11 protein-coding genes, 20 tRNA genes and 2 rRNA genes are annotated in these 12,804 nt (G+C 41.0%); 32 read left to right on the top strand and 1 reads right to left on the bottom strand.

The genetic code is table 11. The annotated features are described in order from the left end of the window. From FCJ93_RS22300 to FCJ93_RS22405, 22 genes are all read left to right on the top strand, one after another. Positions 1-171: ribosomal RNA gene (locus tag FCJ93_RS22300) — 23S ribosomal RNA — on the top strand; the annotation flags it as partial. Between the two features lie 217 nt (positions 172-388). Beyond that, a 5S ribosomal RNA gene (gene rrf / locus FCJ93_RS22305) occupies positions 389-505 on the top strand. Positions 506-529: 24 nt separating this feature from the next. Continuing rightward, positions 530-605 (top strand) — tRNA-Val (locus FCJ93_RS22310). A 58-nt stretch (positions 606-663) separates the two neighbouring features. Then, positions 664-739, top strand: a tRNA-Thr gene (locus FCJ93_RS22315). A 173-nt stretch (positions 740-912) separates the two neighbouring features. Continuing rightward, a tRNA-Lys gene (locus tag FCJ93_RS22320) sits at positions 913-988 on the top strand. 73 nt (positions 989-1,061) lie between these two features. Next, positions 1,062-1,146, top strand: a tRNA-Leu gene (locus FCJ93_RS22325). 40 nt (positions 1,147-1,186) lie between these two features. Beyond that, positions 1,187-1,261, top strand: a tRNA-Gly gene (locus FCJ93_RS22330). Between the two features lie 7 nt (positions 1,262-1,268). Then, positions 1,269-1,354, top strand: a tRNA-Leu gene (locus FCJ93_RS22335). 39 nt (positions 1,355-1,393) lie between these two features. Next, positions 1,394-1,470, top strand: a tRNA-Arg gene (locus FCJ93_RS22340). A 5-nt stretch (positions 1,471-1,475) separates the two neighbouring features. Further along, positions 1,476-1,552 (top strand) — tRNA-Pro (locus FCJ93_RS22345). A gap of 15 nt (positions 1,553-1,567) precedes the next feature. Beyond that, positions 1,568-1,643: transfer RNA gene (locus FCJ93_RS22350), tRNA-Ala, on the top strand. A gap of 86 nt (positions 1,644-1,729) precedes the next feature. After that, positions 1,730-1,806 (top strand) — tRNA-Met (locus tag FCJ93_RS22355). Positions 1,807-1,830: 24 nt separating this feature from the next. Beyond that, positions 1,831-1,907: transfer RNA gene (locus tag FCJ93_RS22360), tRNA-Ile, on the top strand. Positions 1,908-1,944: 37 nt separating this feature from the next. Beyond that, a tRNA-Ser gene (locus FCJ93_RS22365) sits at positions 1,945-2,037 on the top strand. A 164-nt stretch (positions 2,038-2,201) separates the two neighbouring features. Then, positions 2,202-2,275: transfer RNA gene (locus FCJ93_RS22370), tRNA-Met, on the top strand. A gap of 32 nt (positions 2,276-2,307) precedes the next feature. Beyond that, positions 2,308-2,384, top strand: a tRNA-Asp gene (locus FCJ93_RS22375). Positions 2,385-2,547: 163 nt separating this feature from the next. Then, positions 2,548-2,620: transfer RNA gene (locus FCJ93_RS22380), tRNA-Phe, on the top strand. A 210-nt stretch (positions 2,621-2,830) separates the two neighbouring features. Beyond that, positions 2,831-2,904 (top strand) — tRNA-Gly (locus FCJ93_RS22385). A gap of 4 nt (positions 2,905-2,908) precedes the next feature. Next, positions 2,909-2,985, top strand: a tRNA-Ile gene (locus FCJ93_RS22390). Between the two features lie 184 nt (positions 2,986-3,169). After that, positions 3,170-3,244 (top strand) — tRNA-Asn (locus FCJ93_RS22395). A gap of 3 nt (positions 3,245-3,247) precedes the next feature. After that, positions 3,248-3,338 (top strand) — tRNA-Ser (locus FCJ93_RS22400). Between the two features lie 5 nt (positions 3,339-3,343). Beyond that, a tRNA-Glu gene (locus FCJ93_RS22405) sits at positions 3,344-3,415 on the top strand. 259 nt (positions 3,416-3,674) lie between these two features. On the opposite strand, the gene FCJ93_RS22410 is transcribed toward FCJ93_RS22405, so the two are convergent. Continuing rightward, on the bottom strand, positions 3,675-4,121 hold the full coding sequence (locus FCJ93_RS22410; RefSeq protein ID WP_137744754.1) for a helix-turn-helix domain-containing protein: 447 nt from the start codon (positions 4,119-4,121) through the stop codon (positions 3,675-3,677). 802 nt (positions 4,122-4,923) lie between these two features. Between FCJ93_RS22410 and gnd the strand changes: the two genes are divergently transcribed. The 10 genes from gnd (at position 4,924) to FCJ93_RS22460 (ending at position 12,783) form a co-directional block, all read left to right on the top strand. Beyond that, entirely contained in the window at positions 4,924-5,820 is an 897-nt protein-coding gene (gnd, locus tag FCJ93_RS22415) for a phosphogluconate dehydrogenase (NAD(+)-dependent, decarboxylating) (RefSeq protein ID WP_137744755.1), read from the top strand. A 109-nt stretch (positions 5,821-5,929) separates the two neighbouring features. Beyond that, positions 5,930-6,697, top strand: coding sequence for a PTS mannose/fructose/sorbose/N-acetylgalactosamine transporter subunit IIC (locus FCJ93_RS22420; RefSeq protein WP_095312579.1), 768 nt, complete (start codon positions 5,930-5,932; stop codon positions 6,695-6,697). 23 nt (positions 6,698-6,720) lie between these two features. Continuing rightward, positions 6,721-7,590, top strand: a complete 870-nt coding sequence (locus FCJ93_RS22425; RefSeq protein WP_137744756.1) for a PTS system mannose/fructose/sorbose family transporter subunit IID — start codon at positions 6,721-6,723, stop codon at positions 7,588-7,590. A 92-nt stretch (positions 7,591-7,682) separates the two neighbouring features. Further along, positions 7,683-8,096, top strand: a complete 414-nt coding sequence (locus FCJ93_RS22430; RefSeq protein WP_095312584.1) for a PTS sugar transporter subunit IIA — start codon at positions 7,683-7,685, stop codon at positions 8,094-8,096. A gap of 27 nt (positions 8,097-8,123) precedes the next feature. Next, on the top strand, positions 8,124-8,618 hold the full coding sequence (locus FCJ93_RS22435; RefSeq protein ID WP_095312587.1) for a PTS system mannose/fructose/N-acetylgalactosamine-transporter subunit IIB: 495 nt from the start codon (positions 8,124-8,126) through the stop codon (positions 8,616-8,618). Between the two features lie 90 nt (positions 8,619-8,708). Next, the gene (locus FCJ93_RS22440) at positions 8,709-9,710 is read left to right on the top strand and encodes a D-isomer specific 2-hydroxyacid dehydrogenase family protein (RefSeq protein WP_095312589.1); all 1,002 of its coding nucleotides are present in this window, start codon (positions 8,709-8,711) and stop codon (positions 9,708-9,710) included. 44 nt (positions 9,711-9,754) lie between these two features. Further along, positions 9,755-10,438, top strand: coding sequence for an HAD family hydrolase (locus FCJ93_RS22445; RefSeq protein WP_095312592.1), 684 nt, complete (start codon positions 9,755-9,757; stop codon positions 10,436-10,438). A gap of 16 nt (positions 10,439-10,454) precedes the next feature. Then, entirely contained in the window at positions 10,455-11,378 is a 924-nt protein-coding gene (locus tag FCJ93_RS22450) for a phosphoglycerate dehydrogenase (RefSeq protein ID WP_095312594.1), read from the top strand. Between the two features lie 19 nt (positions 11,379-11,397). After that, the gene (locus FCJ93_RS22455) at positions 11,398-12,027 is read left to right on the top strand and encodes a bifunctional 2-keto-4-hydroxyglutarate aldolase/2-keto-3-deoxy-6-phosphogluconate aldolase (protein WP_095312597.1); all 630 of its coding nucleotides are present in this window, start codon (positions 11,398-11,400) and stop codon (positions 12,025-12,027) included. A 327-nt stretch (positions 12,028-12,354) separates the two neighbouring features. After that, positions 12,355-12,783, top strand: a complete 429-nt coding sequence (locus FCJ93_RS22460; protein ID WP_095312600.1) for a DUF1801 domain-containing protein — start codon at positions 12,355-12,357, stop codon at positions 12,781-12,783. Positions 12,784-12,804 lie beyond the last annotated feature (21 nt).

Genomic DNA, 12,804 nt, shown 5'->3' on the forward strand with positions numbered 1-12,804 from the left:
GCGGAAGGGATAAGTGCTGAAAGCATCTAAGCATGAAGCCCCCCTCAAGATGAGATTTCCCATAGCGCAAGCTAGTAAGAACCCTGAAAGATGATCAGGTTGATAGGTCAGAGGTGGAAGCGTGGTGACATGTGGAGCTGACTGATACTAATCGTTCGAGGACTTAACCAAATAGGTTACTCGGTCTTTTTCTTCTTCATCCATTATCTAGTTTTGAGGGTACAATAGATTTTCATGTTGTTATGTTCTCATGTTACATAAAAAGTTTATTATAAGGAAGTTTTAATTATTTTTAACAATTAGTTATGAAGGAAAATTCTTTTGAATTTCTACTTGAAAAAAAAGTTAAAACCATTATAATAGAATTTGTCTTGATAATTTAAATAGGTCCGGTGGCGATAGCGAGAAGGTCACACCCGTTCCCATACCGAACACGGAAGTTAAGCTTCTCAGCGCCGATGGTAGTTAGGGGCTGTCCCCTTGTGAGAGTAGGACGTTGCCGGGCTGTTTAATAATAAATTGCTATTTCGGAGGATTAGCTCAGCTGGGAGAGCACCTGCCTTACAAGCAGGGGGTCGGCGGTTCGATCCCGTCATCCTCCACCAACATTTTTTCGCGTTAGCGAAAATAATGTACCTTTTCATTTTCTGTCTTAACATATATGCCGGCCTAGCTCAATTGGTAGAGCAACTGACTTGTAATCAGTAGGTTGGGGGTTCGAGTCCTCTGGCCGGCACCATTTTAGATTTAGAGCCATTAGCTCAGTCGGTAGAGCAACGAGCAATTCATCTATGAATTTGCTGCGAGTTGTACCCATCGAGCTGCTGCTTGAGTTAACTTTCTGAGGTGGGGACATCGTAGATGCTTTTTATCTCAAAGTTGAAAATTTGATAGCAGCGCATATTTACTTCAGAGCCATTAGCTCAGTCGGTAGAGCATCTGACTTTTAATCAGAGGGTCGAAGGTTCGAGTCCTTCATGGCTCACCAAAGTTCTTACGATGTAGGGAAAAAATATCTTTCTTTAATATACGTCAGTAAAAAGAACTTATGATTTTAACATGCGGGTGTGGCGGAATTGGCAGACGCACTAGACTTAGGATCTAGCGCCGCAAGGCGTGGGGGTTCGACTCCCTTCACCCGCACCAAGAAAAAATAATATATCTGCTTTTTTAATCGATTAATTTTGCGGAAGTAGTTCAGTGGTAGAACACCACCTTGCCAAGGTGGGGGTCGCGGGTTCGAATCCCGTCTTCCGCTCCATTTATTAGCCGGGGTGGCGGAACTGGCAGACGCACAGGACTTAAAATCCTGCGGTAGGTGACTACCGTACCGGTTCGATTCCGGTCCTCGGCATTAAAGTTTTTTCACAGTAGTGGAAATGACTGTTATATTGCGCCCGTAGCTCAATTGGATAGAGCGTTTGACTACGGATCAAAAGGTTAGGGGTTCGACTCCTCTCGGGCGCGCCATGTAACGGGAAGTAGCTCAGCTTGGTAGAGCACTTGGTTTGGGACCAAGGGGTCGCAGGTTCGAATCCTGTCTTCCCGACCACTATGCTATAATGATGGGGCCTTAGCTCAGCTGGGAGAGCGCCTGCCTTGCACGCAGGAGGTCAGCGGTTCGATCCCGCTAGGCTCCACCAATAATTATTCACACAACGAAATAAATTGAATATATTCATTCTTATAATGGCTCATAATAAAAGTGAGTATTTATCATATTATATTTGGCGGTGTAGCTCAGCTGGCTAGAGCGTACGGTTCATACCCGTAAGGTCGGGGGTTCGATCCCCTCCGCCGCTACCAATATTTTACCACAAAAGCTTTATTGGACCTTTAGCTCAGCTGGTTAGAGCAGACGGCTCATAACCGTCCGGTCGTAGGTTCGAGTCCTACAAGGTCCACCACTATTTTTTGCATAAGCAAAACAACCTATAATATTTCGGAGGAATACCCAAGTCTGGCTGAAGGGATCGGTCTTGAAAACCGACAGGCGGGTTAAACCGCGCGGGGGTTCGAATCCCTCTTCCTCCGCCATATCACCAATTTTACTATTAGCGCAGGGTGGAGCAACAAGCGTTACTTCACTGAGTAAACTGCGAGTTGTACCGATTGAAGTTCTTCCTCGAGTAAGCATACTGAAATCGGGACAGTCATTAAGCTATCTAGTAGCATGCGCTTATCTAGATATATACTATTATCGCGGGGTGGAGCAGTCTGGTAGCTCGTCGGGCTCATAACCCGAAGGTCGCAGGTTCAAATCCTGCCTCCGCAATCGAGTAGTTTCAATAAAGTTGAAACTACTTTGGTCCGGTAGTTCAGTTGGTTAGAATGCCTGCCTGTCACGCAGGAGGTCGCGGGTTCGAGTCCCGTCCGGACCGCCATTTACTTACATATGATGGCTCAGTAGCTCAGTCGGTAGAGCACGATGAATAAGCGGCAAGGATAAGCATCCAGCGCACTCATCGAGCATCATCTTGAATCAACTTTCTGAGATGAGGGCGAAGGACATTCGGAAAATGTGTTATAGGAATTTAATATTATTACGGCTCAGTAGCTCAGTCGGTAGAGCAAAGGACTGAAAATCCTTGTGTCGGCGGTTCGATTCCGTCCTGAGCCATCAAAGTTTTTTTACGAAGCATAGTGTAGTAAAAAAACTTTCACTATGCGGGTGTAGTTTAATGGTAAAACCACAGCCACGAGCAAAGCTTCAATGATTTATCAACGAGTTGCCTCGACGATATGACATCCTGAAAAAGCAAGAAGAGTTAGAGGCATGAAAGAAGGCCAAAATAAGGGAAGATAAAATCTAGTATAATTCAATAAAAATGCGGGTGTAGTTTAATGGTAAAACCACAGCCTTCCAAGCTGTTGTCGTGGGTTCGATTCCCATCACCCGCTCCAAAATGGGCCTATAGCTCAGCTGGTTAGAGCGCACGCCTGATAAGCGTGAGGTCGATGGTTCAAGTCCATTTAGGCCCACCATCTTTGCTTTTTTAATTTATGGAAGCTAGAACGCATCGTATTCCGCGGTAGCTCAGTGGTAGAGCAACGAGTAAAGCATCATGAATATGCTGCGAGTTGTACTCATCGAGTTGCTACTTGGATCGTCTTTCTGAGATGAGGACAATCGGAAAGTTATCAAGCTAGAGGAATAAATTAATAATTTTCCGCGGTAGCTCAGTGGTAGAGCAATCGGCTGTTAACCGATCGGTCGTAGGTTCGAATCCTACCCGCGGAGCCATATGGAGAAGTACTCAAGTGGCTGAAGAGGCGCCCCTGCTAAGGGTGTAGGTCGGGTAACCGGCGCGAGGGTTCAAATCCCTCCTTCTCCGCCATTTCTGGCCCGTTGGTCAAGTGGTTAAGACACCGCCCTTTCACGGCGGTAACACGGGTTCGAATCCCGTACGGGTCATAAAAAAAGCTGTTGACATTAGGTCAGCAGTTTTTTTTATCGTACTATACTAATGATACGCTTTTTTTGGCTCTGAAATATTTATTGGGATTTAAAAATAGTTTTAAGGACAAAGCATATAAACTCCCGATTCTGACGAGAATCTAATAAGATTAGAGTAACGACATAACACTATCACTCGTACTTTAGATTAAGGGATAGAGAAGGGGATAAAAGGGCGCTAATGGTAAGATACATCTTCATCATTAGCGCCCTTCTTTCATCGGTTACCGAGCTCTTTTTTCATCCGTGCAATCATTAATAATTCAGCGGCGTCACGTTTATTTAAGCTGTTAAAAATCGTAATTAACTCTTTTGCTTCTGCCGTTAGATTCACTATTTCATTCGAATCTGTGTCGTTAGTGGATCCTGTATTTTTGGAGGGACTGATTGCTGGTTTACCATCCTGGATCACGATATTTCCACTATTAAACGTTGAATCCACTATGTATTCCTCTCCATCTAGCAGCCAATCTGCCGTTACTTCAAATTCCTTGGCAATAGCATAAATGGCTTTGGCGCCAGGTAAAGATTTCTTTTTCTCGCTTTCCCAGTCTCCGACATTTCCAGCGGACACACCAATTCTTTTTGCAAAAGCAGCCTGAGATAATCCATGTTTTTCTCTTAAAAATTTAATTCGTTCTCCAATATTTTCGATGTTTTTCATCAATTTTTTCTCCCTTCGTACGAAAATACGTGTTTATATACGAAAATTCGATTATTTTTGTTGACTCGCACGCAAAAACGTGTATAATTTTAATTAGCAAATGATATTTGTCCACCGGTGCTAAATAGCTGCAAATATTTTTTGTGAAATGAATTTTTGAGTATTCTTAATTTTATTTGTTTGACACCCAAGTTAAAGTGCTATGAATAATGTGTTTTCTTAAGAAGAGCTTCTTGCATGCTGTTTTGATTCAGCTTGAAAAAGGCATACGTATGTCTACATTGGTTTGATTTTATTTACACGTATATGCGTGTTTATTTGGTTGCACCTTCATATCAGTATCACAAACAAAAGGAGCTTTGCTCACTCATACTTATACTGTTTTAAATTCAGAGAGGGGTTTCATATACCGACTGCTCCACACAGGTTTATTAGAGTGTCCCGCTGTCAGATGAACAGGGGGAAACGGATAGCAACTCTGTTCCATTCATGGTATGAAACAAAAGCTTCAAAGCCATTCGGATAAATTGTCTATTTATTTTGCTGCTATTAGCTTTACATTGCAGCATAAGGCGACTAGGAGTTACGCTGTTCTTTCGATGTTCTTGGTGTGTTGTAACAAATGTTGTTGGGGCAATCTGTATTACTCGATCCACTTTAAGGTATTTTGAGAGACGCTACAAAAAGATTAAAAAATAATGCCATTTGACTGCCCCAATGATCGCAGGCTTGCCACCTGCCTATTTTACTGTGCTCAAAGTGAGCAATGATAAACAACTTGTTTTAAACAAGGAGTGATTTGATGCAAATTGGTATGATTGGTTTAGGGAAAATGGGATATAACCTTGCGTTAAACTTAGCAAACAATGGCCATTCTGTCTATGGTTTTGATCGATCTAGCGAAGTGAGACTAGCAGCAAAAGATAAAGGTCTGCATATTGTGGATAGCATCGAGCAAATGCTGGCTAGTTTGCCACATCCAAGAGTGGTATGGGTCATGGTACCTGCAGGGAAATCAAGCGAAATGGTGATAGATGGACTCCTCCAAAAAATGAAAGCGGATGACATCGTGATTGATGGAGGAAATTCGCATTATAAGGACTCCGTCCGGCGTGCAGCCCAGGCTGATGAAAAGGGAATTGATTTTTTAGACGTTGGAACATCCGGAGGCATCGCTGGTGCCAATGGAGGAGCCTGTTTAATGATCGGAGGCAGGCGCGACGTTTTTGAACGGCTGGAACCAATATTTAAAGCAATTTCCATTCAAGGAGGTTGCTTATATGCGGGGGAATCTGGGAGTGGCCATTTCTTAAAAATGGTTCATAACGGAATTGAATACGGTTTTATGCAAGCGATTGGCGAGGGCTTTCAAGTGCTGAATCAAAGTCGCTATGATTTTGATTTGGCAGAAGTGGCTTCAGTTTGGAACAATGGTTCCGTCATTCGCAGCTGGCTAATGGAACTGACTGAATCTGCCTTCAAAAAAAATGCTGAACTTGAACATATTCGTGGAATGGTGGCATCGTCAGGCGAGGCAAAATGGACGGTAGAAACAGCCTTTGAGTTAGAAGTTCCTGTACCGGTTATTGCCTTGTCGCTTATGATGAGAAATCGTTCTTTAGAAGAAGATAGCTTCTCAGCAAAAGTGGTCGCCGCCCTGCGAAATGAATTTGGGGGACACAGTGTGGTAAAGAAGTAATTTAGTATAAATATGATGGTTTCACTTCTATTTTAATGGAGGGAGGAGAGTATTGCAGTAGTTTGTGAAATAACTAACATTTTAATTATACGAGGGAGTGATTAAACAAATGGCAACACTTTCCGTTGGTCAAGCACTAATAATAGCCATTTGGGTAGCGATTGTTATGTCCCGTGGGATTGGCTATGCTACCTTAACTTTGCGCTTTAGCCCATTAATGACAGGTCTGGTTGTGGGGATAGTGACAGGACATATAACAGAAGCAATGATTATTACAGCAGCTATTCAATTGGTTTATATGGGAGCGGTAGCGCCAGGTGGAGCTTTACCGAGTGAACCTGCGATTGCCGCAGCTATTGCTGTAACTGTCGCTGTACTAGGTGACTTCACTCCAGAAAAGGCAGTGGCGATTGCTGTGCCAGTTGGAATTTTAGGCAGCTATGCTTATCAATTTCGCTTCTTTTTAAATACGTTTGCATTACGCATATTGGACAAGTATGCAGCAGAAGTCAATGACAGAGGAATTTTTACTTCCGTAATCATTATTCCAATTGTAATAAGCTTTATTCTTTATGTTCCATTAGTGTTTGTGGCTCTTTACTTTGGAGCACCAGTTGTTGCTGATTTTGTTAATTCTATTAGCGATGGTCCGGTTATTCACGTTTTAGAAGTGGTTGGCGGTGGTCTTGCGGCTCTTGGAATTGCTGTTATTATGCACGTAATTGGCAAAAAGGAATTACTTTTGTTTTTCTTCCTTGCCTATTTTATGAGTGTTGCTTTAAAAGGGCTGGAAATCAACACGGTAACTTATGCGATTTTCGGAGCCATTTTAGCTGGTCTATATGTGTTATTCACAAGAAAAAAGGAACCGGCGTAAAAACTTTAAAGGTGGGATGACAGATGAATGCGGAAGAAAAGAGGCAAACTCCGGAGAATTATCCAGAGCCAATCACCAAGAAAGATTTGCTTAAAGCTTGGTCACGATGGTGGTGGGCAAATGAAATTCCTCATACATTTGACAGAATGGTCGCGCCATCGTTTTTATTTGGGATGATGCCAATTTTAAAGAAATTATATAAAGATAAAAAGGATTTAAGCGAGGCGTACCAAAGACATTTATTATTCTTTAATACGCAAGCGATTTGGGGTGGAGGGACGCTGACTGGCATTACAGCATCTCTTGAAGAATCCCGTGCAAAAGCATTTGCTGAAGGGAAGGAAGATGAAGCGCCAAGCCCTGACATGATTAACAATACAAAAGTAGGATTGATGGGAGCTTTAGCTGGTATTGGAGATGCAATTGACTCTGGTACCGTTCAATATATTTTTATTGCCATAGCTTTGCCATGGGCAATGGCAGGCAGTCCAATTGGTGCATTGTTTCCGTTCATTTGCTTCACGCTCGTCACATATTTGTACGGCTACTATTTTGTTAGAATGGGCTACGGCTTAGGTCGCAATGCCGCAAAAGAAATTTTAGCTGGAAGCCGAATTAAAACGATGATTGATGCATTATCTGTGCTTGGATTATTCATGATGGGGATCTTGGCCGGATCGTATGTAAAAGTGAGTAGTTCACTCTCTTTTACACTATCTGAAAAGGAATTCGTTCTGCAGGATATTTTGGACTCGATTTTACCAGGTTTATTGCCGTTATTAACCGTATTGGGTGTTTATTTATACTTTGATAAGAAAGGATTCAATATTACAAGAGGGCTATTATGGCTAACTGGTACATTAATTGTCCTTGGTGCGCTTCGGATTTTATAAGCTTTTGTTTTTAAAACTGTAATGGAGATTTAATGATCTGACGTGGGCGACTTACTTTTGTTAAGTTTCCTACAGAATAAAGGAGCGGGAATATGGCAAAGCGTGCGATTTTAGTGATTACGCATGGGGAGTTCGGCAAGGAGCTCATAAAAAGTGCGGAAATGATTATGGGACCGCAGGAAAATTTATGTGCATTAGCTCTTAAACCAAGTGCATCAGTAGATGATTTGCGTGAAGAAGCTAGTAAGATTGTAGTGGAGAATGAAAAAAAGGGATTAGAAACAGTCATCCTTGTCGATTTGTTGGGGGGAAGTCCGTCAAATGTATCGTTATCTCTGCTGAGCAAGTTTGAGTTGCATATATTAACTGGAGTCAATATGCCCATGTTAATTGAATTATTGACTTTGTTTCAATCAGAAGAAGATACAACAAAATTAATCGAAACGGTGAGAGGGACAAGTGTTGCTGGAATCTATCATTTGAATCGGAACTTTATAAAGAAGTAAATTTTTAGTGTCGAAAGGGAGGTCTGTATGGGGAAAATTAACTTGGTAAGGGTTGACGAGCGCTTAATTCATGGACAAGTCATGACAAAATGGTCAAAAGGTTTGGGTACGAATGCGCTTTATGTTATTGATGATGAAACAGCAGCAGATGAATTTATGAAAGATATTTATATTAATACGAATTCGTCATCTGGGCTGAAGATTCAAGTATACAGCAATAAAGAGGTTGTGGAGAAATGGAATCGTGATCAATTTGGAAATGACAGCGTTGTTCTATTATTTAAACATATTGCCAGTGTGAAAGAAGCTGTTGAAAGCGGGCTTCCCGTTACTAGGCTTAATATAGGGGGAGTTTCTAAAAAAGGAGATGCCCAATTTGTGATCCCAACCGTCGCTTTAACGAATGATGATGTTGAATGTTTAAAGAGTCTAGATGATAGAGGGATTGAAGTTTTTTTTCAAACTGTACCAGATAGTAAAAGAGTTTCTTTAGCTGAAGGATTAAAAGCGATTAAAAAATAACGATGAAATTCAAATTCACCTTAGTTAGTGCCTTGCTCTACAAAATAAGATATTTCTTCAGTTTGATAGAAGTAGAAAGGGATAAAAGCAATGGGAAATAAAATTGCAATTGTCAATTCAAGTAGTTTTGGAGAAAAGTGCCCTGGGCAACTAGAGCGTCTTAAAACACTTGGGGAAGTTGAAAGATTTACCTTTCATATAGATATTCCGGGGAAAGAATTAGCTGAAAAATTACATGGCTTTAATATCATTATTTCTAGTGTCACTCCTTTTTTTACGAGAGAATTTTTTGAGCATAAAGACGAAACGTGGATTATTTCACGGCATGGCATTGGTTATAACAATATAGACATTAAAGCAGCGACAGAAAAGGGTACAATTGTGACAGTTGTGTCCGCTTTAGTAGAAAGAGATGCAGTAGCTGAAAATGCCGTTACGAACTTGTTGGCAGTGGTAAGGAAGACAGTTTCAGCCGCGACAGCAGCAAAAGAAGGACGGTGGGTTGAGCGGGCTCAGTTTGTCGGACGGCAAATCACTGATAAAACGGTTGGTATTATAGGATTAGGAAATATAGGAAGTCGGGTTGGTGAGATTTTTAAATATGGATTTAATGCTAGATTACTTGCTTACGATCCTTATCAAACAATAGAGCAGTTAGAGCAAAAGGGAGCGGAAGCTGTTGCATTAGAGGAGTTATTAATTCAGTCCGATATTATTTCATTAAATGCATATGTTGATCAGAAAAGCTATCATCTTCTCTCTGATCGAGAGTTTGCCTTAATGAAAAAAGGCGTATACATCACTAATACAGCACGTGGAGAATTATGGGAGCAGGATGCTGTGTTGCGTGCGTTGGAGAGCGGTAAAATCGCTGGACTGGCAACAGACGTTTTAGAAGGGGAACCAGTTGATAATACTCATCCATTTTTTAAATATGACAATGTTCTTGTAACGCCCCACACTTCGGCATATACAATGGAATGTTTGAGAGGAATGGGTGAGAAAGTAGTTTCTGATGTTGAAAGGGTCATTCAAAAAGAGCAGCCGGATAACGTGGTAAATACTGAATTGTTTCGAGGTAATTTATCATAGGAAAGTACTGAGTAAACATCTATTCAAACGAAAGGAGAATCAGCTTGGAACTTCCATCTTTAGTTATTTTTGATATGGATGGCTTAATGTTTGATACGGAAAAATTGGCCTATGAAGCGTGGCAGATGACCTCTCACTATTATGGCTTCCCATTTGAAAGAGCGCTATTTGAGCAGTTTATTGGGATTACTAATCAAGATATTATTCGTAAAATGGCTGAGTATTATCCAGATCAACCTGTGCAGGAATGGCGAGCATATATGCGTTTTCAAAAGTATGAATTAGAACATTCGTTTATTAAAGGGCCTCGCTTTAAAAAAGAAGGGTTGGACGAGTTGCTTCAATTTTTGAGATCCAAAGGTATAAAGATTGCGGTAGCATCATCCAGTTCGGTTGAGGTAATCAATAGATTTCTAACGATTTCGCATACACTCCCATTTATTGATTTATATGTTTCTGGAGAGGAAGTGGCACGAGGTAAACCAAGTCCGGATATATTTCTCGAAGTTTGCACTCGGGCAAAAGTGAATCCGAAGGCCGCCATCGTACTTGAGGATTCACCTGCGGGAATCGAGGCAGCTTATAAGGCAGGAGTCCAAGCATTTTTTGTACCGGATTTTGTAAAGGAATCGGAAGTGATCGACAGATTCTCACCGAAAACGTTTGAAACGTTAGCTGCTGTCGAAAAGTACTTCCGTTTAACATCATGTTCTTCAAAAACAAATTGAGAGAGGAGGGGAACGGATGCCTAAAGTATTAATCACTCCACGCTCATTTGGAAAGCACAGTGATGAAGCGAAAAGGATTTTAATTGCGAATGGTTATGAAGTTGTCGAAAATCCATATGGAAGGATTTTGACCGAAGAGGAAATGAAAAAGGAAATCGCTGATGTCGATGCAGTTATTGTTGGTATTGATCCTTTGAATGGGGAGGTGCTTTCGTGCGCCAAAAACTTAAAAGTGATTTCAAAGTACGGCGTAGGTACAGATAATATTGACATTGAGTTTTGCAAGGGGCATAACATTCCAGTAACCGTTACCCGCAATGCAAATTCTGATTCAGTTGCAGATTTTACGTTCGCCCTTATGTTAGCGATTGCGAGAAGAGTAGTGGAAATAGATAAATCATGCCGTGCATTGAATTGGGGCAAAAAAGCAAGTATCGGTGTACACGGAAAAACACTTGGTGTCATCGGTACAGGTGCGATTGGAAGGGGTGTCATTAAAAGAGCGTGTGGCTTTGAGATGAAAATTCTTGCTTACGATGTTTATCCAGACGATGAATTTGCACAAGAGTACGATGCAACCTATGTTGAATTTGAAACGCTTCTTAAAGAGAGCGATTTTATTACCCTGCATTTGCCTGCAACACGGGAAACAACTGATTTACTCAGTGAGAAGGAATTTAGCATGATGAAGGAAACGGCTGTGCTGATCAACACAGCTCGCGGAGAACTTATTGATGAAGACGCGCTTTATGATGCTTTAAAAAATAAGCGAATTTGGGGAGCTGGACTTGATGTTTTCAAGAAGGAACCACCTGAAAAAATAGAACTGCTTGAATTGGAAAATATAATTTTAGGAGCGCATGCGGCCGCTTCAAGTGTGGATGCGGTTAATAAAATGAGCTTAATGGCAGTAGAAAATATTCTAGCCAATTTTAAATAAACATAAGGGATGAACATTCATGGATAAAATTGAAGTTTTGGCAAAGATGAAAGAGGAAAAAGTTATCGCAGTCATTCGTGCGCCAAATGAAGAACAAGGATTCCTTATCAGTGAAGCTATTTACCAAGGAGGCATTAAATTTTTAGAGTTAACGATGACCGTTCCAGGGGCGTTGGAGCTTATCAAAAAATTATCGGAAAAGTACGCTGGAGAGGATGTCATTGTTGGTGCCGGAACAGTGTTAGACTCTGAAACAGCACGCCTTGCCATTTTAGCAGGAGCTAAATTTATTGTTGGTCCAAATCTTTCACCTGAAGTCATTACGATGTGTCATCGATACCGAGTTACTGTAATGCCGGGTGTGATGACTCCGACGGAAGCATTATCGGCATTGGAACTGGGAGCAGATGTCATTAAGGTCTTTCCAGGAGGAGCTTTCGGACCAAGTATCATTAAAGATTTTAAGGGACCGCTTCCACATGGGAACTTCATGCCTAGCGGCGGTGTCACGGTAGAAAATGCAAATGAATGGATCAAAAGTGGTTCTTATGCAATCGGAACAGGCTCAAGCTTAACAAAAGGGGCGAGCATAGGAGATTACGAGGCAGTAACGAGAGAAGCAGAAAAATTTGTTGCGATTGTGAAATAGGGAAAAGAAGCTGTGTCAAAAGGTTGTTAAAAGGTACTGCACCCCAGAAGTTAGAGTTAATAATCTAACCTCTGGGGTGCAGTACCAAAAGGACTTTTTGATATCAGCTTTTTTTGCCTTGAAAATCGGATTATTATGCTCATTCACTAATAATAAACAATATTACCATTGAATCTTCTCCTCATTTTTAGCAATTATAATCCTTTATTGTTATAGTCCGAAACAACGCTTGTTATTTAATTAAAGTGGCAATATTAAAATTGCCTTCCTTTCATAAAATAGAATAGAATGGAAAGTACAAGTCATACTTTAAGGAGCGCTCAGACGATGTATGAACTAAAAACAAAAGAAAATAATCAAAGTGTTCTAGAGTTTATTGAAAATGTGGAGAGTCCGAAAAAAAGAGAGGACGCATATCGATTACTGGATATTTTTTCAGATGTAACAGGTTATAAAGCGAAAATGTGGGGACCAAGTATGATTGGATTTGGCAAGTATCATTATAAATATGCTTCCGGGCATGAAGGTGATGCTCCCTTGGTGGGCTTTTCTCCACGTAAAGCGAAAATTAGTTTATATTTTGCGCCGGGCGAGTCAAAAAGAGATGAGTTACTTAAGAGATTTGGAAAACACACGACAGGCAAGGCGTGTGTTTATATTAATAAAGTGGCAGATATTGATGAGGAGGTTCTAAAGGAGTTAATTGCCGCATCAGTTGAATTTTTGAGAGAATTGTATCCTTCTACAGCTGAATAGAAATGAAATAAGGAGAAGTCT

Source organism: Robertmurraya siralis, assembly GCF_005502275.1.
In the GTDB taxonomy this organism is placed as follows: domain Bacteria; phylum Bacillota; class Bacilli; order Bacillales; family Cytobacillaceae; genus Robertmurraya; species Robertmurraya siralis.

Excerpts from the sequence above, each read along its gene's own strand:
- FCJ93_RS22410 (WP_137744754.1), bottom strand. The coding sequence starts at position 4,121 with ATGAAAAACATCGAAAATATTGGAGAACGAATTAAATTTTTAAGAGAA.
- gnd (WP_137744755.1), top strand. The coding sequence starts at position 4,924 with ATGCAAATTGGTATGATTGGTTTAGGGAAAATGGGATATAACCTTGCG.
- FCJ93_RS22420 (WP_095312579.1), top strand. The coding sequence starts at position 5,930 with ATGGCAACACTTTCCGTTGGTCAAGCACTAATAATAGCCATTTGGGTA.
- FCJ93_RS22425 (WP_137744756.1), top strand. The coding sequence starts at position 6,721 with ATGAATGCGGAAGAAAAGAGGCAAACTCCGGAGAATTATCCAGAGCCA.
- FCJ93_RS22430 (WP_095312584.1), top strand. The coding sequence starts at position 7,683 with ATGGCAAAGCGTGCGATTTTAGTGATTACGCATGGGGAGTTCGGCAAG.
- FCJ93_RS22435 (WP_095312587.1), top strand. The coding sequence starts at position 8,124 with ATGGGGAAAATTAACTTGGTAAGGGTTGACGAGCGCTTAATTCATGGA.
- FCJ93_RS22440 (WP_095312589.1), top strand. The coding sequence starts at position 8,709 with ATGGGAAATAAAATTGCAATTGTCAATTCAAGTAGTTTTGGAGAAAAG.
- FCJ93_RS22450 (WP_095312594.1), top strand. The coding sequence starts at position 10,455 with ATGCCTAAAGTATTAATCACTCCACGCTCATTTGGAAAGCACAGTGAT.
- FCJ93_RS22455 (WP_095312597.1), top strand. The coding sequence starts at position 11,398 with ATGGATAAAATTGAAGTTTTGGCAAAGATGAAAGAGGAAAAAGTTATC.
- FCJ93_RS22460 (WP_095312600.1), top strand. The coding sequence starts at position 12,355 with ATGTATGAACTAAAAACAAAAGAAAATAATCAAAGTGTTCTAGAGTTT.